This window comes from Bacillus cereus group sp. Bce019, from assembly GCF_051781745.1.
GTDB lineage: Bacteria > Bacillota > Bacilli > Bacillales > Bacillaceae_G > Bacillus_A > Bacillus_A cereus.
On record NZ_JBPWJX010000020.1, the window covers coordinates 50,520 to 69,234 of the forward strand.

The window sequence follows — 18,715 nt, forward strand, 5'->3', positions numbered from 1 at the left end:
TGTAGTACAGTTTTATATAATATGTCATATTTTTAAATATATACAAGATTTAACTGAATTTTTTTGAAATCTGTAATATATATTTTTTCTTGGTGTTACAATTTTTTCACTTGAAATATATGTCGGACGATGTTTAAATTAAAATCGTGAGTATAAAATTTGCTAATGATGAAACGTTTTCATATTTGGTGAATTTGATCAGATAAAATCGAGCGGTTTGTGGAAACATCCACACAACTACCAAGAGAAAAAGGGGCGAAAGACTAGATGTCAAAAATCATCGCGATTAACGCAGGAAGCTCTTCCTTAAAATTCCAATTATTTGAAATGCCAAGTGAAACAGTATTAACAAAAGGTTTAGTAGAACGTATCGGTTTAGAAGATAGTATCTTCACTATTACTGTAGATGGCGAAAAACAAAAAGAAATTACAAACATTCCAGATCACGCAGTAGCAGTTAATATGCTTCTTAAAAAGTTAACTGAAAACGGAATCGTTAAATCTCTAGATGAGATTGGCGGTATCGGTCACCGTGTTGTTCACGGCGGCGAAAAATTTGCTGACTCTGTTTTAATTACTGATGAAGTGTTAGCTGATATCGAAGAATTAAGCGATTTAGCACCACTTCATAACCCAGCAAACGTTGTTGGTATTAAAGCATTCCAAGAAGTATTACCAAACGTACCAGCAGTAGCAGTATTCGATACAGCATTCCACCAAACAATGCCGGAATCTGCATTCCTATACAGCTTACCATATGAGTACTATGAAAAATTCGGCATCCGTAAATACGGTTTCCACGGAACTTCTCATAAATATGTAACTGAGCGTGCGGCTGAATTATTAGGTCGTCCAATTGAAAGCTTAAGCTTACTTTCTTGTCACTTAGGTAACGGTGCAAGTATCGCAGCAGTAGAAGGCGGTAAATCTATCGATACTTCTATGGGCTTCACACCACTTGCTGGTGTAACAATGGGTACACGTTCTGGTAACCTTGACCCTGCGTTAATTCCATACATCATGGAAAAAACAGGCCAAACAGTAGAAGAAGTAGTTAACGTATTAAACAAGAAGAGTGGTATGTTAGGTCTTACTGGTTACTCTAGTGACCTACGTGACATCATTGCGAAAGAAGAAGAAGGCGACCACCGTGCGAAAGTAGCACTTGATGTATTCGTAAGCCGTATCCACAAATACATCGGTTCTTACACTGCTCGTATGAAAGGTGTAGACGCAATCATCTTCACAGCTGGTGTAGGTGAAAATAGTGCGATTATTCGTGAGCGTGTATTAGAAGGCCTTGAGTACATGGGCGTATACTTCGATGCAAAACGTAATAACGTATTCGGTGAAGAAGCATTCATCAGCTTCCCACACTCTCCAGTAAAAATTATCGTAATTCCAACTGACGAAGAAGTTATGATTGCTCGTGACGTATTACGTCTTGGAGATATTGGTTAATATATGAAAAGAAAGACGAGATCCTATAGGATTTCGTCTTTTTTCTTTTGGATGTATTTTAAAACTCCATCTGGATATAATATTTTTTCTTTCTGAATGAATGCCGTAATAGGAATCCATTTCGCATACGCTACTGTTTCTTCATCTTGTATATTTAATATTTTCATTTCATATAGTGACGTGTCTAATAAACGCAAAGAATATAGTTGAATGATTTCATGACCAATGTCTCCATCGAGATGAAAGACATTTTCTAAACACCCTAAATAATTGGTGATTTCTATCTCCGTATGAAGCTCTTCTTTAAACTCCCGAATAACAGTATGTGCTGATTTTTCACCAAGTTCAATTGAACCGCCAAGAGGACGATAATATATTTCGCCTTCTGTATAATATTCTTGTACGAGAAGGCGATCTTGATGTACAGCAAGACCGAAAGCTTTTGCACGTGGATACATATAGAATCACTCCTTATTTGTTTTGTATAAGGACGATTATAATGTATGGTGTGATAAAAGTATCGTGTATTTAAGTGTGCGGTCTAACTGTAATTCCATCAAATAAGTCTTTCCAAAATGCTTCATTGTATTGGTATACATCCATAATAGGACATTTCATAACGCAAATACGTTGTAATCCCCAATCTTCTTGGGTGATAGTTGGTATATCGGCAGGAATTAGTAACAGGACAGAGAATGTATGTGTAACGATTTGAGATAAAATTTGTTCTAGGGAACATGCTTCTTCATATGTTCCTCCAGTTCGAATAAATAATATGGATTCTGCCGTTTCAATTGTAGCTAGAAAACGATTAATACGATGTTCATAGTTTAACTTAATTTCTGTATAAGAAGGCCAAGAAGTTGGTGTGTTTACATCTGTTTTAAAGTCATGACAGGAGTCAATTTCATAAAGGTTGTCCCTTAATCTTAATTTTGCATCATCATCCCAAAATGAGATGAAGGATAAATTTTCGAAATTTAAAAAGCGGTCAAATCGATTTTGTAATAATACATTCACTTTTTCTAATGAGGGACTTAGCATAAAATCAATAACGCCAAAAAATGGTGATAATTCTAATTGATATAATGCCCAAGCGGGCCAGCAGTTTTGTCCTAAGCTGAATACCGCATTATATTCTTTTTTTATATCGGATAGATTCATGTGATTTATCTCATCCTTTTTGTTAATATTTTATGCCATTCAAAAATGGTATGTGAATAAAGATAGACAAGCATATTTGCAAAGAATAAGTAGAAATATGTTACAATAGAAAAAAATCGAACGAGGTGGTTGTTACGATGCGATCGAAGCGAGAACAAGCCATTTTAGACAATATAAAAGAATGGGAAGCGCAATTAGTTGAGCAAGAAGCGACCGATTTTCAAAAAGTGTTTGATAAATGGTTACATGCTACAGTTGCGAAATTACCTGAGAAAAAGCGAAAAGAATTCTTCACGAAAGCAGATGGATGGCTCTTTCATTTGCATGCATTTATTCAAAGTTCACAAGCACAGTTAGATGCACGTAATCGGATTTTAGGAACATCAAGGTTATTTGATGAATCGATTGAACAGCTTGAAGATTTGAAAGCATTATCTATTGATCAATTAACATACATAGCAGAGCAGCAAACAGCACGTCATCGTCTATATTCATTTGTACAAGGTGGGGCAACAGGTGCTGGAGGTTTATTATTATTAACGGCGGATTTTCCGGTTATGATCGCGTTAAATGTGAAGGCAGTCCAACTTATTGCAACATCATTTGGACATGATGTGAACAAGCCGTATGAAATGATGCTTGCGTTAAAGGTGTTTCATGCGTCATTACTACCAGGAAGACTTCAGCAATATGCATGGTACAATTTATTGCAAGAGCTGGAGCAAGAAGATTCGTTCTTTTACGAAGGAGACGAAGCAGTGCTACAAACAGCTTCTACTGAGGTTGTGTTAAAACAAATTTTGAAGACATTTTCGATTTATGCTCTTCGTCGTAAATTATTCCAAGGTATACCGGTAATTGGAATGGCAATTGGATCTACAGTGAATTATCGTTTAACAAGAAACGTTACTGAATTTGCAAATAGATTTTATCAAGTGCGCCATATAGTCGAGAAAGAAAAAAGAGCATAAAAAAAGCGAGAGGCCGAAGCCTTTCGCTTTTTTAATTCGTTGCATGTTTTTTGGACATTGGAACAGATACTGGCTGCTTTTCTGCTGTTTTTTCTGTTTTTGGATAATAAATTAAATCCAATGTTTTTGCCTGTACGGCAATCGAAAGAATAGTAAAAGCAATTTCTGTCCAATTTAAATAATATAATGAAAGCGCAAGAACAATCGCGTCAAAGACGAAGAAAATTTGCCCAATTGTAAAACGAGTTCGTTTACTTAATACAATTGTTAAAATATCGTCTCCACCGGTTGCACCGCCAAATCGCAATATAAAACCGAGTCCAATACCAGCTAACGCACCGCCAACTACTGCAGCTATAAATAAGTTATTTGATAAATCTACCGTAAATGGAGAATAATTTTCCATAAAGGAATAAAATACTCCGAATGAAATTGAACCTAGGAATGAATAACCAACCATTTTTCTACCTAAAAATGAAGCGCACAGTAAAATAATTGGGATATCCATTAATACAGTTGAAATAGATGGTGAAATATCATAAAAGTTTTGAATGAATAGTGCAATTCCTACAAAGCCACCTTCTGTTAAGTGGTTTTGGAAGTGAATATGATATAGCGCTGCTGCTAAAATAAATGAACCGATTAAAACCATAAAAATTTCTTTAATAATTTGCCGACTTTGGATGTTCCTCATCGTTATTCCTTCTTTCCGTAGTTAGTAGTCCTTTTTGTGTTGTAAACTAACTACGAGCTCACATGTAGCTTTCAGTTAGTTTACGAAAAAACTAACTACGCTATATGTCGCTGAAGAAATAACGAATAATCCTCTCGTCCATCAATTCTCCCTACCTTCGTTTTAGTTTAAGTCTTAAAACGACTAAACAAAACGTGGAGTAGGATTCGTCATTTAGCAATCCTGCTCTTCTTTGTTTTGTTTAGTTAGTAACAATTAAGTCCTAAACAAAACGCTATGTGTAAGAAGAGTCTTTTTTTTGCCAAATTATCCTTCGGGCAATCATAATTTCCCCACTCTCGTATTTTTTTCGCTAGACTAAAGTATCTGAGCTGAAAAATACGCTACGTGTATGATTCGTCAATACGATGCCACATGCTCCTTCGAGCGATCATGATATCAAAATCCCTTCCTTCAAGATTTATACTATTATATCATACTTTTAAAAAATGTATGCGGATGGAAACCGACAATAAACGGAGGGAATCTACAAAAAATGTTATGTTTAAATATTTTTGTAGAAAAGCCTAAGTTATTTCGGAGGATTGGACAGTTTATAACGGTTTGTCCAATAAGTAAGAAAAAAAGGGTTTTATTCCGTTGTGTTCTTTTCATCACTTTTATCTTTGAAAAACGCATCCCAACTAATCACACTTAAAAAAGTTAAAGCGATAATAACGAAAGCACGCATAAGTTTTAAACCTCCTTTTGTACATAGTATATGAATCATTCGATTCAGAATGTGTCATTTTTTTACAAGTCTTAACTATTATGAGAGTATATTAATATAGATAGATGAAGGGGAGAGTGAAGGTATGCTAAAAGACATGTTCAAAAGAAAAGAATTAATATGCATTTCATGTCAGAAAAAAATTCAATATGAAGAAGAGCTTGTTGCTTTTGTAAAGTTGCCGAAAGAAAGAAGTATATTAGTTGGTCCATTCGATGTATGTTTGGCGAAAACAGCACAAGAAATATATTGTAAATCATGTTATGACAAAAAAAGCATGACCCAAAGTTATTGAGGGGCATGCTTTTTTCATTGGTGTGCTTTCCCCTCAGATACATTTTGAGTGAGTCGATACCAAAGCCAAAGGTCATTAATGATGGAAGCAAGATCGGCAATTTCTGAATTTAGTTTACAAGAAACTTCGAAGTCTTCTTCGTTATTTAAAAGATGCTGTTTTGCATTAATAGAGTGCTCGAGTTCTTTTATTCGATCAGGAATCTTTCCGCGAACTTGTTCCCATTTCAATAAAATAGCATGTTGCATTTTTTCGGGGATTTCTTCCCAGTCTTCTTGTAAATGTGGAATTTCAATTCCTAGATGTTCATCGTATAAGAAATATTTTTCCATAAGTTCACCCCCGTTTTTCTGCTTATATTGTACATAAAAACAGAAAGAAGTTCGACGAAATTGTTTGAAAAAATTTGAAAATGACTCTTGATACATTTTGTGAAAGGTGGTAAAGTGTGAATTATTATAAAAGAAAATGAATATTTATTCTTTAGGGGGATGCAAAATGAAGAAGAAAAAAGTTGTATTAGCATATTCCGGAGGTCTTGATACTTCCGTTGCAATTAAATGGTTACAAGAGAAGAATTATGATATTATCGCGCTTTGTTTAGACTTAGGGGAAGGTAAAGACTTAGCATTTGTAAAAGAAAAGGCACTTTCAGTAGGTGCAATTAAATCATATATGATTGATGTTCAAGAAGAATTTGCAAACGAATATGCATTGATGGCGATGCAAGCACACACATTATACGAAGGGAAATACCCTCTTGTCTCTGCATTATCTCGTCCGCTTATTGCGAAGAAATTAGTAGAAATCGCAGAACAAGAAGGCGCAACTGCAGTTGCACACGGATGTACAGGGAAAGGAAATGATCAAGTTCGTTTTGAAGTTTCTATTCAAGCATTAAATCCTTACTTAGAAGTGATTGCACCTGTACGTGAATGGAAGTGGTCACGTGAAGAAGAAATTGCCTATGCAAAAGAAAACGATGTACCAATTCCGATTAATTTAGATAGCCCGTTTTCAATCGATCAAAACTTATGGGGACGCAGCAACGAATGTGGAATTTTAGAAGATCCATGGGCAGCACCGCCAGAAGATGCATATGAGATGACATTGGCATTAGAAGACACACCGAATAAACCAGAGTTTGTAGAAATCGGATTTGAAGCAGGCGTACCGACTACTTTAAATGGCACTGCATATTCACTTGCAGAATTAATTAAAACGTTAAATGCACTTGCTGGAAAACACGGCGTTGGACGTATTGATCACGTAGAAAATCGTCTTGTCGGTATTAAATCTCGTGAAGTATACGAATGCCCAGCAGCAATGACGTTAATCACTGCGCATAAAGAGTTGGAAGATTTAACACACGTAAAAGAAGTAGCACATTTTAAACCAGTGATTGAACAGAAAATAACAGAGCTTATTTATAACGGTTTATGGTTCTCACCTTTAAAACAAGCGCTTCATGCATTTTTACAAGAAACGCAAAAGAATGTAACAGGTACAGTGCGTGTGAAATTATTTAAAGGTCATGCAATTGTAGAAGGACGTAAATCTGAGTACTCTTTATACGATGAAAAATTAGCAACGTATACTGCTCAGGACGAATTTAATCATGATGCAGCAGTTGGATTCATTTCATTATTCGGTTTACCGACGAAAGTATACAGCCAAGTGAATCAAAAGAAGGTGGAAGCGTGAGCAAACTTTGGGGCGGACGTTTTACAGAAGAAGCGGAAGCGTGGGTTGAAGAGTTCGGAGCATCCATCTCCTTCGATCAACAATTAGTAAATCAAGATATAAAAGGAAGTATTGCGCACGTCACGATGCTAGCAAAGCAGGGCATCGTGACGAAAGAAGAAGCAGAGAAAATAAAGATAGGTCTTCAATATTTATTGAAAGAAGCAAAAGAGAATAAGCTACAATTTTCAGTAGAAGCAGAAGATATTCATTTAAATATCGAAAAAATGTTAATTGAACAAATTGGCGAAGTAGGAGGAAAACTTCACACTGGCCGAAGTCGTAATGATCAAGTAGCGACAGATATGCATTTGTATTTAAAAGAAAAGGTAGAACATATTATAAAAGCTACAAAACAATTGCAAACTGTTCTTGTTCAACAAGCAGAAAATAATATTGAAACCATTATGCCGGGCTATACGCACTTGCAGCGTGCCCAGCCGATTTCATTTGCTCATCATATTCTCGCTTACTTTTGGATGTTAGAGCGTGATGTGAATCGTTATGAAGATTCGTTAAAACGTATTAACATTTCGCCATTAGGAGCAGGAGCGTTAGCTGGAACGACATTCCCCATTGACCGAGAGTATAGTGCGGAGCTTCTTGGATTTAATGGAATCTATGAAAATAGTTTAGATGCAGTAAGCGATCGTGATTTCATACTGGAGTTCCTAAGTAACTCCTCTATGCTTATGATGCACTTATCACGCTTTTGCGAAGAACTTATTTTATGGAGTAGCCAAGAGTTTCAATTTATTGAAATGAGCGATCAATATGCAACGGGAAGCAGCATTATGCCGCAAAAGAAAAACCCGGATATGGCGGAACTAATCCGTGGTAAAACAGGCAGAGTATACGGTAATTTATTCAGTTTACTCACAGTAATGAAAGGATTACCGCTCGCTTACAATAAAGACTTACAAGAAGATAAAGAAGGAATGTTTGATACAGTTAAAACAGTAGAAGGATGCCTTCATATTATGGCGGGCATGCTTGAAACGATGACTGTAAACAAAGAAAAAATGGGGCAAGCTGTGACGCAAGATTTCTCCAACGCAACAGAAATTGCTGACTATTTAGCGAACAAAGGACTACCATTCCGTCAAGCTCATGAAATTGTTGGAAAGTTAGTGCTATATTGCACACAAAAAGGAATTTATTTATTAGATGTCTCTCTTGAAACATATAAAGAAATGAGCTCCTTATTTGAAGAAGATTTGTATGAAGTGCTGTCACCATATGCAGCTGTAAAGCGTCGTAACAGTGCTGGCGGGACTGGGTTTGAACAAATCAAAAACGCTTTGGAGAAGGCGAAGGGGTTAACGAAAGAAGTTATTAAGAGTTGAGTTGGGAAGTACGCCAGTCTATTAAAGTTTGGCGTACTTTATTTTTTACTAGCATTTAAGTTAAAATGTAGTAAAAAATAACAATTTAGGGGAAGTCTATGAAAAAAATAGTGTTGATCATTGTACTGTTAATTAGCTTAATTGCAAATGCTAAAGTGTTTCTTTTGGACAAATATATGTATGTTGGTGAAAAAGAAAAGCGAGAAGAAGCGGTTATCGCAACGATGTGGCATTTACAAGATAAAGGATATAAAGAAAGTGATATTTTATATATAAAACCGGTCTTTTATAGCAAAATGGATTCGTATGGTATGAATGTACAGTTTAAAGATGAACCAAATGAATCATATACATATAGAGTTTTAAAAGATGCGAAAACAAATAAACTAACTGTACACCAAGATAGCAATGAGTCTGGTGGTATGGGCGGGAAACATCAAGAGCTTAAATAAAGAAAGAAAACGACTGATGGCATTCGCCTGCAGTCGTTTTCTTTTAATCATACTTATGTCGATCTTCCGTAATTCGAATATACTCAATATCCATCAAATCACGAAGTAATGCACCATTACTTAGTTCAACGCCGTGCTTCTCTTTAAAATGAGTGCGAATCGTATCTAGCATTTCAATTTCTTTGCCGTTCACATCTAAAATAATGCGTTCAGAATCATCCATATAGCATCCTCCTTTTTTACACATATATATTTTGTCCGTCTATTTCTAAAAAATGTATGTTAACGTAATGTTAGGAAATAAGAAAGGGATGGAAAATGAGACGTATTTATTTTATAGGGCTAATTTTGTACACATTCATTGTATTACATGTTGCATTCCCAAATATCTTTTCATTTGAGGATTTAGAAACAGTACACGTTGCGATATTTATTTTTGCTCTATTTGTAGTAGATTGCTTTATTTCTATATGGCTTTCGAAAAGAAAAGATATACAAGGCAAAAAAGAAATGGAACGGAAAAAGAGAAAACGTTCCTTTTGGATGATGACATACTGTTTGTCTTTAGTGCTTACTGCTGCTTTTTTTAGTGAACATATTCCATTAGAAAGAGTAAATATTGGATTTGGAGCATTCGTATTCGCATACTATTTTTTTATGCACTTTCTTCCTTATATGAAAGAAAAGCGAGGAGAAGAGGAAAATCCGCTTGTAGAAGAAGCGAAAGAACAAGAGCATAAGAGAATAGAAGGGGATATAAAGAAACTTGGAGAACAAAAGTGGTATTTAAAATCAAAAATCATATACGTTCTTTGCTTTATTACGCCGCCAATTGGTTATTTGTATGTTTTCTTATTTCGTAAAAAAATGACAGAAGGTGCAAGGCGAACGTACTTAACGGTTGCGACGATTATGATGGCATTATGGTCTTTGAAGTTTCTTCCGCCTTATGTGTTGGCAATTACCGTTGTTGTCGTAGCATGTCTTTTGTTTATAGTGAAGTTTATAAAATGAAAAACACCAAGCCTATGTGGACTTGGTGTTTTATCTATAAATTAAAGCTCACCTTGCTCTTCATCACCACGAACAACAAGGACATCGCATTTCGCATAGCGAATAATATGTTCAGAGACGCTACCAATTAGGAAACGCTCAACAGCATTTAAACCAGTCGCACCACACATAATTAAATCTACTTTATGGTTTGGAGCGATTTCTTTTGAAATTTTTGATTTAGGATTACCGAATTCTAATACAGTTTCAATTTTTTCAAGACCAGCTTCAAGCGCAGTTTTTTTGTAGTCTTCTAATAGGTCTTCTGCAAATAGATTTGCACGTTCCGCAATTGCACGGCTATAAGCTTCTACTGCTGAGTATGCTTTTACATCAACGATATGAGCAATTGTTAATGTTGCATTGTTGCGCTTTGCGACTTGAATTGCTTTTTTAAAGGCTTTTTCTGCTTCTTTAGAACCATCCACCGCGATTAAAATATTTGTATATGTATTATTCATAGTAAATTCCTCCCAATCTGTTTTATAACTGTTTACAACTTAATTATAAAACAAATTTTGGTAACGTGCTTGCCAGAAACGTTACAGAATTTCGAAAACTCTGTTTCAATTCATTTTAGTTGTAATTGGAGCGAGAACTTGTTACATATGAAGTATAGCAATTTAAAAGGGGGCAGTTTTGTGAGACATGCGCTCATTACAGCCGGTACGAAAGGTTTAGGAAAGCAAGTAACAGAAAAGTTATTGGCTAAAGGCTATTCAGTAACAGTAACGTACCATAGCGATATCACGGCTATGGAAACGATGAAAGAAACATATAAAGATGTGGAAGAGCGTCTACAATTCGTGCAAGCGGATGTCACGAAAAAGGAAGATTTACATAAAATAGTAGAAGAAGCGATGAGCCGTTTTGGCAAAATTGACTTTTTAATTAATAATGCTGGTCCATATGTATTTGAACGAAAAAAGTTAGTTGATTATGAAGAAGATGAATGGAATGAAATGATTCAGGGAAATTTAACAGCGGTATTTCATTTATTAAAACTTGTCGTTCCGGTCATGAGAAAACAGAACTTTGGCCGTATTATTAATTACGGATTTCAAGGGGCGGATAGTGCACCGGGATGGATTTATCGTTCAGCTTTTGCCGCAGCGAAAGTAGGACTTGTTTCATTAACGAAAACAGTTGCTTATGAAGAAGCGGAGTATGGTATCACTGCGAACATGGTATGTCCTGGTGATATTATTGGCGATATGAAAGAGGCAACTATTCAAGAAGCACGTCAGCTGAAAGAGCGTAACACACCGATTGGTAGATCTGGAACAGGTGAAGATATTGCAAGAACCATTTCGTTTTTATGTGAGGACGATTCCGATATGATTACCGGTACAATTATTGAAGTGACTGGTGCAGTGGATGTTATTCATAGACATCGATAGAATAAAATAAGATGAAGTTTCGAATAATTGGACAGTTTATCCATTGTGCTGAGAGGTGCGGATAATACTGTCCTTTAATATAAAATTAAATCTATCGGAAAACTCGTGTTATTTTTTTGTCAAATATTGAGATATTATGTTAAAATATAAGAGCGTAGAAAGCGCTTTAAAAAATGATTCAGGGGTCATTTCATAACTCAAGGGGGAACTAATCATGCGTATCGGTATTCCAACAGAAATTAAAAACAATGAAAACCGTGTGGCAATGACGCCAGCGGGAGCAGTACATTTAGTACAAAATGGTCACGAAGTTTTTGTTCAAAAAGGAGCAGGTTTAGGATCTGGCTTTACAGATGAAGAATACGTACAAGCTGGTGCGAAACTTGTAGAAACTGCTGAAGAAGCATGGAATCAAGATATGGTTATGAAGGTAAAAGAGCCAGTAGCAAGTGAATACGGCTATTTCCGTGAAGGCTTAATCTTATTCACATACTTACACTTAGCTCCAGAACCAGAATTAACGAAAGCATTAATCGATAACAAAGTTGCATCAATCGCATACGAAACAGTACAATTAGACAATCGTTCTTTACCATTACTTGCACCTATGAGTGAAGTGGCTGGTCGTATGTCTGCACAAATCGGTGCACAATTCCTTGAGAAAAACAAAGGCGGTAAAGGTATTTTACTTGCAGGCGTTCCAGGGGTAAAACGCGGCAAAGTAACAATCATCGGCGGTGGTCAAGCTGGTACAAACGCAGCTAAGATTGCAGTAGGTTTAGGTGCAGATGTAACAATCATTGACTTAAGTGCAGAACGTCTTCGTCAATTAGATGATATTTTCGGTAACCAAGTAAAAACATTAATGTCTAATCCATACAACATTGCAGAAGCTGTTAAAGAATCTGACCTTGTTATTGGAGCAGTATTAATTCCGGGTGCAAAAGCGCCAAAACTTGTAACTGAAGAAATGATTCAATCAATGGAACCAGGTTCTGTCGTTGTAGATATCGCGATTGACCAAGGTGGTATTTTCGAAACAACTGATCGTATTACAACTCATGACAACCCAACTTACGAAAAACATGGCGTTGTTCATTATGCAGTTGCTAATATGCCAGGTGCAGTTCCACGTACGTCAACTCTTGCATTAACAAACGTAACAGTACCATATGCAGTACAAATTGCGAACAAAGGCTACAAAGATGCTTGCCTAGGCAACACTGCACTATTAAAAGGTATTAACACATTAGATGGTTATGTAACATTCGAAGCAGTTGCGGAAGCTCACGGCTTACAATACGCTGATGCAAAAGAGCTTCTTGAAAAAGCTCCTGCTTTATCATAATAGAAATACATTTGAGACCTTCCTTTTCGTGAGGAGGGTCTTTTTTATATGGAGAAATAACATGTGAATAATTGTTATTTATTGGTGTAAATCGATTTTTATTATGATAATTTAGAATTATATAATAAAAAGAGGGGATTCGATGGGGAGCAAAAAGAGGAAGAAAAAACAGGCAAAGAGACAAAGGTATATAAAGAACAAAAAGGAACAGAACATACCTTTTTCACAAAAAGTAGTCATTACGATAGAGAAAATATTTCGGTATATTTGTATGGCTCTGTATGTAATTTTGTGTATGTATTCATTTGGAGTGTTTTACAGTTTTGAGATAACTCCTAATATTATTGAGAGTATTTTAGAATTTCTCCTTGTTGCAATAGAATTAGTCTTATTCTTTATATTATTTGATACAGTATGGCCTAGTCATGAAAGTAAAAAAGATAGAAAAAGAAGCAAAAAATCTTCATACGCTTCAAGCTCATCAAGTGGATTCGGTGAATACAGTAGCAGTGATTGTAGTGGTTCAAGTGATGGTGGAGGAGATTGCGGAGGTGGTGGAGATTAAGTTAGTTTTTTAGAAGAACGACTAATGAAAGGATGAGACGAAAGATGGAAACTGTGAACTTAATAGAATTAACAAAGGATATTAAAGATCAACATAAAAACTTCGTCGTTTCAAATATAAACAGTCATTGTTTACGAATCGCTGTATTTACTGGTGAATATGATTGGCACTATCATTCTAATTCGGATGAATTATTTATTGTGTTAGAGGGAGAATTACTTATTGATTTTGAAGATGGAGAAACAGCGGTTTTAAAGCCAAATGATTCAATCTTAATTCCAGCATGTAAGATTCATAGAACGAGAGCATTAAAGAGAACTGTAAATCTTTGTTTTGAACATATAGAGGCGGATACGATTAAAGTGGAGCAATTATGAAAAAATTATCCGTAGCCGAGTATAGAAAAATCCTTCCGATTTTAGAAAGTCATACAAAAACGACGACGTTTGCTTATGCGGTATGTGATCAAGTGATAGATGGTGAGGTTTTTGCAAACGAGAAATTAACAGCAGGATTAATTATTACAGCTAACGGTATCTATTATTTATTTGGTGATACTGATGATCAAAATTATAACGAAGATTTATTTTCTTTTATAAAAAAGGCTATTGAAAAAACAGAGAAGAGATTTACATTGTTCTCTTCGAGTAACGAGTGAGAAATGATGATAGAAGAACGTTTTAGTCATGTACTTCGAAACATTCCGCGAATGAAATTTCAAAGCGTAACCTTTGAAGAGAGAAAACGAGATTGTAACAAAAATACATATGAAGTGAAGCGTATTGATAGAAGAGATATAGAGCGAAGCAGTGAATTTAAAGAGGAGTACTACAAAGAATATTGGGGATCAAAAGAAACGTTTTTGAATAGTGGTTTTGGATTTTGTATAGAACAAGATGGGATAATTGTAGCTGAATGTGTCTCGATATTTAGCAGGAATGGTTATGCTGAAATAGATATTGCAACACATGAAGCGCATCAAGGGAAAGGATTAGCTCAAGCTGTTGCAACACGGTTCATTGAACATTGCATGCAAAATGATATTATACCGAGCTGGGATTGTTATGTAGACAATATTCCTTCGCGAAAATTAGCTAGTAAATTAAGTTTTTATCATCCAATAGAATACAGTTTGTTTGTACGTAAGAAAACGGGGGAAGAAAAATGAATGTAGAATTAACGAGATTTAAAGTTAAGCCTGGTAAGAGTCATCGAGTAAATGAATGGATGCAGCTTCTGAATGACAATATGAAAGAAGTCCTTTTGACATTAAACGACGAAAAGATGTATGTTGAGACAATTTTCCGGGAAATAAGAGATGGAGAAGAGTACTTATATTGGTATTCTGTGCAAGGAGAAGGCGGGGCTCTTGTCGAAAATTCTCATTATGAAATTGATAAAAAGCACTTAGCATTTTGGTATGAATGTATCGATGAAGAAGCACCGTCTATTGATATGAAAACAGAAGTTGTTATGATTCAAGATGTTGTGAAGGACGCGATGAAATAATAGATTGGTATTTTATAACCGTAAAAGGGTCATCTTTTTGGTTGGAATATATATTATTGGAGATGCTGTAGGATGAGAATTAGTAATAAATATATCACTCTCGATGAAATAGAAGTAATAAGAGAACCTTTAAATAAATTGCATGAATATCATAATAATACATCAAGGCATTTTTCTGGTGACTATCCAAGAATGACATTTGAGGAACGTATTGAAATTTATAAACAAAATTCAAAGTATGGAGAGTATAGAATTGAATTATTAGTTGAGGCGGAAACAGATAATATATTAGGATGTTGTATAGCGTATAGCAAAAGTGTAAACGGAAAGATTGAAGTTTTATTCGTTGATGAAAGATACCGAAGAAACGGATTTGGTTTGAAATTAATGAATAGTGCAGTGGAATGGTTTAAAGCGAAGAAGATAGATGAAATTGAATTAACAGTAGTGTACGGAAATGAAGCTGTATCGTTTTATGAAAAGCTGGGGTTTTATCCTCGTTCAATTATTATGGAAACTAAGTCATAACGATAGTATGGAGAGAGATGAGTGAGAGTTTTTGTTTCAAAAAAGTGATTTATATGTTAATAAAATATATGTGCTTTTTATTATGATAAAAATGTAGAACAGCTGTATTTGGATATCTTTAAGTGAAAATAAAAGGGATATTAAGAATCTTTTAGGACAAACTATAAAGAAATAAAAAACACCAAACCAAAAGACCTACCAATATACGGTGTAGTCGTAACAGGCAAAACAGAGGATTTACAAAGTTTACAAGGAGCACCATATATTAAGGCTGCTGTAAGAGGTGTAACAGTTGAGAAATATTGATTACAAGCAATTAATGTGAATAATCAGAAAATTTATGTTATAATATGGGAAAAGGAGGTTTATATGAGGCAAATACATGGAGCAATTTATATTTACATAACAATGTTTTTCGTGGCGGTATCCTATGGATTGGGGCACGTGTATTCGCATCCTATACTAACTTTTTTAAGCGGAGCATGTATGGCGTTTGCGCTTCTTGTCCACCTTTTCTCAGTTTGGATCGTGAAATTTCAATTAAATATTAGTGAAATAGAAGAAGGCACTTTTTGAGCGGCCTTCTTTTTTTAATAATATTTTGGAAGTTCTTGTAGCAATTTTTCAATTTCGCATTCTGTTTCTTCACATATAGAAAGCTTGCGCAGTCTGAAAAATAAGCTGCGTAAGAAAGATTTTATATTTCCGTATAGAAACTCGTATGATTCAATATGTAATGTTTGTTTTTGAACGGGTAATTGAGCTACTAAATCACGAAGGGCTAATATGAGTGCTTCTTCCTTTAAGCCATTTTGTAGCATTGCGACAATCGGATAAACGATACGTTCATCTTCTTCATATTTGTAATAGATGGAATGAACACAAACTTTGTTTAATAAAGTTTGTAATATTTCTTCGTAATATAAAGTTTCCAGTTTAGGACTATTCACAAGCGCCTCAAATGTATCAGAAGCATGAGCGATACTATGTGCCCAGCCGTGTTTTTGCACATATCCCCGGAAATCATGTTCGTTGTTCATATATAGAATTAGTTGATCTTTTACATTTGAAATATCAGTCTGTGATAAGAAATTATGATTTGTATCAGCATCAATAATGAGGGCAATTAATAATGTTGTAAATGCTCGGGTAAATACCGCATCTTCATCATCTGAATGAATCTTATACAATAAATATTTTTCACCGATGCTTTCTAATAATAGTTTCTGTAATTGTGTGTGTGAAAGATATTCCTTCTTGATGAGATGAAAAAAAGTAGAGTAGATGAGTTTGTCCCTTAAATAGCTATCAGTATCGCCAATTTGCTCAAGCATATTGGAACTTAAAGAATCAATGTTAAGTGTGTTATCCAGTATGTAATTATTATTACGAATTTCTTCTAACTGTTGTTGTAACATATAAACCCCCTGTTTTAGAAAATTCTGTATTTTAATAGTATAATAGAAGGAAGAAATAGACAATAAATAAGTGCATTTGAATGGAGGGGCATGATGAAGAGAGCTTTATTCTTTTTCATTAGTATTTTCTTTTTAGGAAGCTGCTCGATTTGGTATTTTACTTTTTCTAGCGAGAGCAAAAGTTGGACTGGACAATATAAAGGGCATATTAAGGATGACAGTGAAGATGGAATGTTTACGTTTCAATATAAGGGCGGGGATGGAAAGACAGAATTTAAAAACTTAGAGATTGCTATTAATGGAGCCTTTAGTACAATGACACAAACGTCAGAAGTTCATAGAGGAGCAAAGGTTGAAATGAAGTCTTCTTGTGTAAGTTGCGCGCCTATCTCTAAAGATGAACCTATAGAAGTTGTGATTAAATGGGATGATAAGTATGAGGAGAAGATGGTGTTAAATTTGAAATAGCCTAGAGTAAGGAGTTAAAAATGAATAGGCATATGAAAATTGTTATGTTTTTAAGTGTATTTCTAGTCGTATTATCAGCGTGTGATACAAAACAAGTAGAGCAAGTAACGGTAAAAGAAGTACCTAAAGAAGGGTATATCATATTAAGAAATGACACGATGTTTTTTGCCGATGATAAAACGGTTGAAACAAAAGTAGAGTTGCAACATTATATAGAACAACAAATGAATAAAGAGCATCCAGCACATATAGTCTTGAGCTTTAAGGACAAAGACGCATATAAACAGTTAAAAACAGGGGATAAAATAAAAGTATGGTTTTCTCAAATACTTGAAAGTTATCCAGCAAAAATGATTGTAGAGAAATTTGAAATAGTAGGGAAATAGAAAAAGGCAGCACTCCCGCTGCCTTTTTCTATTATTTTACAAATTGTAACTCTTTCGGGAATTTCGTTAAAATTTCTGATCCGTCTTTTGTGATGTAAATATCATCTTCAATACGAACGCCACCTACGTTTGGTACGTAAATACCAGGTTCGATTGTGAAGACCATACCTTCTTTTAATGGAGACTCGTTACCAGCTTTTACATCTGGATATTCGTGTACGCTAATTCCAAGTCCATGACCAAGTCGGTGTGGGAAGAAGTCTCCGTAACCTGCATCTGCAATAACAGAACGAGCAGCGTTGTCGATTGCGCCAAGTGTAACACCTGGTTTACATGCTTCAACTGCTTGTAGTTGTCCAGCAAGTACAGTGTTGTAAATACGAGTTTGTTCTTCAGAAATCTCGCCGAATGCCACTGTACGTGTAATATCAGAGCAATAACCGTCAATGATTACGCCTAAATCAAATAGTACGAAATCACCGCGTTTCATTTTGTTTGCGCCAGGAATACCGTGTGGAAGAGCTGAGTTCGCACCTGCTAATACCATCGTATCAAATGACATTTTATGTATGCCTTTTGTTTTTAATTCGTGTTCAATAATTGCTAATACTTCTAGTTCACTACGATCTTCTTTAATTGCATTTACACCAACTTCAACAGCATAGTCCGCCATTTTAGCTGCTTCGCGTAAAATAGAAAGTTCTTTTTCATCTTTAATTAAACGAAGTTCGCGAACTTTCTCCTCAGCTGATTTGAAAGCTGCATTTGGGAATAATTTCGTTAATTCTTCGTAGCGCTCTACGTTTAAATGTTCTTTTTCAATTGCAACTGCATTTGCATTGATGCCGCGGTCTTTAATTGCTTTTGCAATCATATCCCATGGTCTGTCAGTATCAGTAAATCCGATAATTTCATGTGCCCAGCCAGCGTTACGTGCTTGACCTTCTTCCATTTTAGGGCAAATTAAAATAGGTTCTTTTTCTTGGAATACAAACATACCAAGTAATCTTTCGTGTGGTTCACAGTGGAAGTTTGTCATGTAGAAGACGTTTGGTGTAGAAGTTAAGAACGCAGCTTCTACGTTTTTTTCTTTTAGCCATTGCATTAAATTTTCTAATCTAGCATTCATCGATTGGCACCCCCGA

At 35.2% G+C, this 18,715-nt stretch carries 24 protein-coding genes and 2 pseudogenes; 18 read left to right on the forward strand and 8 right to left on the reverse strand.

Annotation, left to right across the window (positions count from 1 at the left end):
* The first annotated feature begins 267 nt into the window (after positions 1–267).
* Positions 268–1,461, forward strand: a complete 1,194-nt coding sequence (gene ackA, locus ACS2QP_RS22265) for an acetate kinase (protein ID WP_000034575.1) — start codon at positions 268–270, stop codon at positions 1,459–1,461.
* Between the two features lie 23 nt (positions 1,462–1,484).
* Here ackA and ACS2QP_RS22270 read toward each other — a convergent pair whose 3' ends face one another.
* Positions 1,485–1,919, reverse strand: coding sequence for an NUDIX hydrolase (locus ACS2QP_RS22270; RefSeq protein WP_000283500.1), 435 nt, complete (start codon positions 1,917–1,919; stop codon positions 1,485–1,487).
* A gap of 70 nt (positions 1,920–1,989) precedes the next feature.
* Positions 1,990–2,625, reverse strand: coding sequence for a DUF1796 family putative cysteine peptidase (locus tag ACS2QP_RS22275; RefSeq protein WP_001053729.1), 636 nt, complete (start codon positions 2,623–2,625; stop codon positions 1,990–1,992).
* A 137-nt stretch (positions 2,626–2,762) separates the two neighbouring features.
* Here ACS2QP_RS22275 and ACS2QP_RS22280 point away from each other — a divergent pair, with 137 nt between their 5' ends.
* On the forward strand, positions 2,763–3,596 hold the full coding sequence (locus ACS2QP_RS22280; protein ID WP_001256850.1) for an EcsC family protein: 834 nt from the start codon (positions 2,763–2,765) through the stop codon (positions 3,594–3,596).
* A 31-nt stretch (positions 3,597–3,627) separates the two neighbouring features.
* On the opposite strand, the gene ACS2QP_RS22285 is transcribed toward ACS2QP_RS22280, so the two are convergent.
* The gene (locus ACS2QP_RS22285; RefSeq protein ID WP_001244515.1) at positions 3,628–4,290 is read right to left on the reverse strand and encodes a YitT family protein; all 663 of its coding nucleotides are present in this window, start codon (positions 4,288–4,290) and stop codon (positions 3,628–3,630) included.
* Positions 4,291–5,144: 854 nt separating this feature from the next.
* On the opposite strand from ACS2QP_RS22285, the gene ACS2QP_RS22290 reads away from it, so the two are divergent.
* Complete coding sequence (locus ACS2QP_RS22290; protein WP_000910274.1) at positions 5,145–5,354, forward strand: hypothetical protein; 210 nt, start codon at positions 5,145–5,147, stop codon at positions 5,352–5,354.
* A gap of 14 nt (positions 5,355–5,368) precedes the next feature.
* On the opposite strand, the gene ACS2QP_RS22295 is transcribed toward ACS2QP_RS22290, so the two are convergent.
* The gene (locus ACS2QP_RS22295) at positions 5,369–5,686 is read right to left on the reverse strand and encodes a radical SAM protein (RefSeq protein WP_332283947.1); all 318 of its coding nucleotides are present in this window, start codon (positions 5,684–5,686) and stop codon (positions 5,369–5,371) included.
* Positions 5,687–5,852: 166 nt separating this feature from the next.
* Here ACS2QP_RS22295 and ACS2QP_RS22300 point away from each other — a divergent pair, with 166 nt between their 5' ends.
* The 3 genes from ACS2QP_RS22300 (at position 5,853) to ACS2QP_RS22310 (ending at position 8,895) form a co-directional block, all read left to right on the forward strand.
* A complete protein-coding gene (locus tag ACS2QP_RS22300; RefSeq protein ID WP_000727588.1) occupies positions 5,853–7,058 on the forward strand; it encodes an argininosuccinate synthase in 1,206 nt (401 codons plus the stop codon).
* On the forward strand, positions 7,055–8,443 hold the full coding sequence (gene argH / locus ACS2QP_RS22305; RefSeq protein WP_000041247.1) for an argininosuccinate lyase: 1,389 nt from the start codon (positions 7,055–7,057) through the stop codon (positions 8,441–8,443). Before ACS2QP_RS22300 ends, argH begins: the two co-directional genes overlap by 4 nt.
* 98 nt (positions 8,444–8,541) lie before the next feature.
* The gene (locus ACS2QP_RS22310; RefSeq protein ID WP_438882858.1) at positions 8,542–8,895 is read left to right on the forward strand and encodes a DUF3139 domain-containing protein; all 354 of its coding nucleotides are present in this window, start codon (positions 8,542–8,544) and stop codon (positions 8,893–8,895) included.
* Positions 8,896–8,938: 43 nt separating this feature from the next.
* Here the strand turns inward: ACS2QP_RS22310 and ACS2QP_RS22315 are convergent, their stop codons facing one another.
* Positions 8,939–9,118, reverse strand: coding sequence for a hypothetical protein (locus tag ACS2QP_RS22315; protein ID WP_000342760.1), 180 nt, complete (start codon positions 9,116–9,118; stop codon positions 8,939–8,941).
* Between the two features lie 95 nt (positions 9,119–9,213).
* Here ACS2QP_RS22315 and ACS2QP_RS22320 point away from each other — a divergent pair, with 95 nt between their 5' ends.
* Entirely contained in the window at positions 9,214–9,909 is a 696-nt protein-coding gene (locus tag ACS2QP_RS22320) for a hypothetical protein (RefSeq protein ID WP_001252877.1), read from the forward strand.
* A 41-nt stretch (positions 9,910–9,950) separates the two neighbouring features.
* On the opposite strand, the gene ACS2QP_RS22325 is transcribed toward ACS2QP_RS22320, so the two are convergent.
* The gene (locus ACS2QP_RS22325) at positions 9,951–10,409 is read right to left on the reverse strand and encodes a universal stress protein (RefSeq protein ID WP_001066673.1); all 459 of its coding nucleotides are present in this window, start codon (positions 10,407–10,409) and stop codon (positions 9,951–9,953) included.
* A 147-nt stretch (positions 10,410–10,556) separates the two neighbouring features.
* Here ACS2QP_RS22325 and ACS2QP_RS22330 point away from each other — a divergent pair, with 147 nt between their 5' ends.
* The 9 genes and pseudogenes from ACS2QP_RS22330 to ACS2QP_RS22370 all read left to right on the forward strand — a co-directional run bounded on the left by ACS2QP_RS22330 (position 10,557) and on the right by ACS2QP_RS22370 (position 15,874).
* The gene (locus ACS2QP_RS22330) at positions 10,557–11,348 is read left to right on the forward strand and encodes an SDR family oxidoreductase (protein ID WP_438882859.1); all 792 of its coding nucleotides are present in this window, start codon (positions 10,557–10,559) and stop codon (positions 11,346–11,348) included.
* A 214-nt stretch (positions 11,349–11,562) separates the two neighbouring features.
* Positions 11,563–12,696 carry an alanine dehydrogenase gene (ald, locus tag ACS2QP_RS22335; protein WP_001219402.1) on the forward strand — a complete coding sequence of 378 codons (1,134 nt, stop codon included), beginning with the start codon at positions 11,563–11,565 and terminating at the stop codon, positions 12,694–12,696.
* Positions 12,697–12,838: 142 nt separating this feature from the next.
* Positions 12,839–13,261: a hypothetical protein gene (locus ACS2QP_RS22340; protein ID WP_332283953.1), complete on the forward strand. Its 423-nt coding sequence runs from the start codon at positions 12,839–12,841 to the stop codon at positions 13,259–13,261.
* 44 nt (positions 13,262–13,305) lie between these two features.
* Positions 13,306–13,638: a cupin domain-containing protein gene (locus ACS2QP_RS22345; RefSeq protein WP_000450925.1), complete on the forward strand. Its 333-nt coding sequence runs from the start codon at positions 13,306–13,308 to the stop codon at positions 13,636–13,638.
* Positions 13,635–14,429 (forward strand): annotated as a pseudogene (locus ACS2QP_RS22350) (GNAT family N-acetyltransferase). The gene ACS2QP_RS22345 and the pseudogene ACS2QP_RS22350 overlap by 4 nt, the downstream one beginning before the upstream one ends.
* Positions 14,426–14,770: a DUF6176 family protein gene (locus ACS2QP_RS22355; protein WP_438882860.1), complete on the forward strand. Its 345-nt coding sequence runs from the start codon at positions 14,426–14,428 to the stop codon at positions 14,768–14,770. The pseudogene ACS2QP_RS22350 and the gene ACS2QP_RS22355 overlap by 4 nt, the downstream one beginning before the upstream one ends.
* A 72-nt stretch (positions 14,771–14,842) precedes the next feature.
* Positions 14,843–15,298, forward strand: coding sequence for a GNAT family N-acetyltransferase (locus ACS2QP_RS22360; RefSeq protein WP_001222930.1), 456 nt, complete (start codon positions 14,843–14,845; stop codon positions 15,296–15,298).
* A gap of 115 nt (positions 15,299–15,413) precedes the next feature.
* Positions 15,414–15,604 (forward strand): annotated as a pseudogene (locus ACS2QP_RS22365) (anti sigma factor C-terminal domain-containing protein); the annotation flags it as partial.
* 63 nt (positions 15,605–15,667) lie between these two features.
* Positions 15,668–15,874, forward strand: a complete 207-nt coding sequence (locus ACS2QP_RS22370; RefSeq protein ID WP_001248908.1) for a hypothetical protein — start codon at positions 15,668–15,670, stop codon at positions 15,872–15,874.
* A gap of 14 nt (positions 15,875–15,888) precedes the next feature.
* Here the strand turns inward: ACS2QP_RS22370 and ACS2QP_RS22375 are convergent, their stop codons facing one another.
* Positions 15,889–16,716, reverse strand: a complete 828-nt coding sequence (locus tag ACS2QP_RS22375; protein ID WP_000941475.1) for a DUF2785 domain-containing protein — start codon at positions 16,714–16,716, stop codon at positions 15,889–15,891.
* A 93-nt stretch (positions 16,717–16,809) separates the two neighbouring features.
* Between ACS2QP_RS22375 and ACS2QP_RS22380 the strand changes: the two genes are divergently transcribed.
* Complete coding sequence (locus tag ACS2QP_RS22380; RefSeq protein WP_000816717.1) at positions 16,810–17,184, forward strand: hypothetical protein; 375 nt, start codon at positions 16,810–16,812, stop codon at positions 17,182–17,184.
* A 20-nt stretch (positions 17,185–17,204) separates the two neighbouring features.
* Positions 17,205–17,570 carry a DUF3221 domain-containing protein gene (locus ACS2QP_RS22385; RefSeq protein WP_001079377.1) on the forward strand — a complete coding sequence of 122 codons (366 nt, stop codon included), beginning with the start codon at positions 17,205–17,207 and terminating at the stop codon, positions 17,568–17,570.
* 31 nt (positions 17,571–17,601) lie between these two features.
* Here the strand turns inward: ACS2QP_RS22385 and pepQ are convergent, their stop codons facing one another.
* Complete coding sequence (gene pepQ / locus ACS2QP_RS22390) at positions 17,602–18,699, reverse strand: Xaa-Pro dipeptidase (RefSeq protein ID WP_000994026.1); 1,098 nt, start codon at positions 18,697–18,699, stop codon at positions 17,602–17,604.
* Between the last annotated feature and the right edge of the window lie 16 nt (positions 18,700–18,715).

Coding starts and splice junctions, on each gene's coding strand:
- ackA (WP_000034575.1), top strand. CDS start 268: ATGTCAAAAATCATCGCGATTAACGCAGGAAGCTCTTCCTTAAAATTC.
- ACS2QP_RS22270 (WP_000283500.1), bottom strand. CDS start 1,919: ATGTATCCACGTGCAAAAGCTTTCGGTCTTGCTGTACATCAAGATCGC.
- ACS2QP_RS22275 (WP_001053729.1), bottom strand. CDS start 2,625: ATGAATCTATCCGATATAAAAAAAGAATATAATGCGGTATTCAGCTTA.
- ACS2QP_RS22280 (WP_001256850.1), top strand. CDS start 2,763: ATGCGATCGAAGCGAGAACAAGCCATTTTAGACAATATAAAAGAATGG.
- ACS2QP_RS22285 (WP_001244515.1), bottom strand. CDS start 4,290: ATGAGGAACATCCAAAGTCGGCAAATTATTAAAGAAATTTTTATGGTT.
- ACS2QP_RS22290 (WP_000910274.1), top strand. CDS start 5,145: ATGCTAAAAGACATGTTCAAAAGAAAAGAATTAATATGCATTTCATGT.
- ACS2QP_RS22295 (WP_332283947.1), bottom strand. CDS start 5,686: ATGGAAAAATATTTCTTATACGATGAACATCTAGGAATTGAAATTCCA.
- ACS2QP_RS22300 (WP_000727588.1), top strand. CDS start 5,853: ATGAAGAAGAAAAAAGTTGTATTAGCATATTCCGGAGGTCTTGATACT.
- ACS2QP_RS22310 (WP_438882858.1), top strand. CDS start 8,542: ATGAAAAAAATAGTGTTGATCATTGTACTGTTAATTAGCTTAATTGCA.
- ACS2QP_RS22315 (WP_000342760.1), bottom strand. CDS start 9,118: ATGGATGATTCTGAACGCATTATTTTAGATGTGAACGGCAAAGAAATT.
- ACS2QP_RS22320 (WP_001252877.1), top strand. CDS start 9,214: ATGAGACGTATTTATTTTATAGGGCTAATTTTGTACACATTCATTGTA.
- ACS2QP_RS22325 (WP_001066673.1), bottom strand. CDS start 10,409: ATGAATAATACATATACAAATATTTTAATCGCGGTGGATGGTTCTAAA.
- ACS2QP_RS22330 (WP_438882859.1), top strand. CDS start 10,557: ATGAAGTATAGCAATTTAAAAGGGGGCAGTTTTGTGAGACATGCGCTC.
- ald (WP_001219402.1), top strand. CDS start 11,563: ATGCGTATCGGTATTCCAACAGAAATTAAAAACAATGAAAACCGTGTG.
- ACS2QP_RS22340 (WP_332283953.1), top strand. CDS start 12,839: ATGGGGAGCAAAAAGAGGAAGAAAAAACAGGCAAAGAGACAAAGGTAT.
- ACS2QP_RS22345 (WP_000450925.1), top strand. CDS start 13,306: ATGGAAACTGTGAACTTAATAGAATTAACAAAGGATATTAAAGATCAA.
- ACS2QP_RS22355 (WP_438882860.1), top strand. CDS start 14,426: ATGAATGTAGAATTAACGAGATTTAAAGTTAAGCCTGGTAAGAGTCAT.
- ACS2QP_RS22360 (WP_001222930.1), top strand. CDS start 14,843: ATGAGAATTAGTAATAAATATATCACTCTCGATGAAATAGAAGTAATA.
- ACS2QP_RS22370 (WP_001248908.1), top strand. CDS start 15,668: ATGAGGCAAATACATGGAGCAATTTATATTTACATAACAATGTTTTTC.
- ACS2QP_RS22375 (WP_000941475.1), bottom strand. CDS start 16,716: ATGTTACAACAACAGTTAGAAGAAATTCGTAATAATAATTACATACTG.
- ACS2QP_RS22380 (WP_000816717.1), top strand. CDS start 16,810: ATGAAGAGAGCTTTATTCTTTTTCATTAGTATTTTCTTTTTAGGAAGC.
- ACS2QP_RS22385 (WP_001079377.1), top strand. CDS start 17,205: ATGAATAGGCATATGAAAATTGTTATGTTTTTAAGTGTATTTCTAGTC.
- pepQ (WP_000994026.1), bottom strand. CDS start 18,699: ATGAATGCTAGATTAGAAAATTTAATGCAATGGCTAAAAGAAAAAAAC.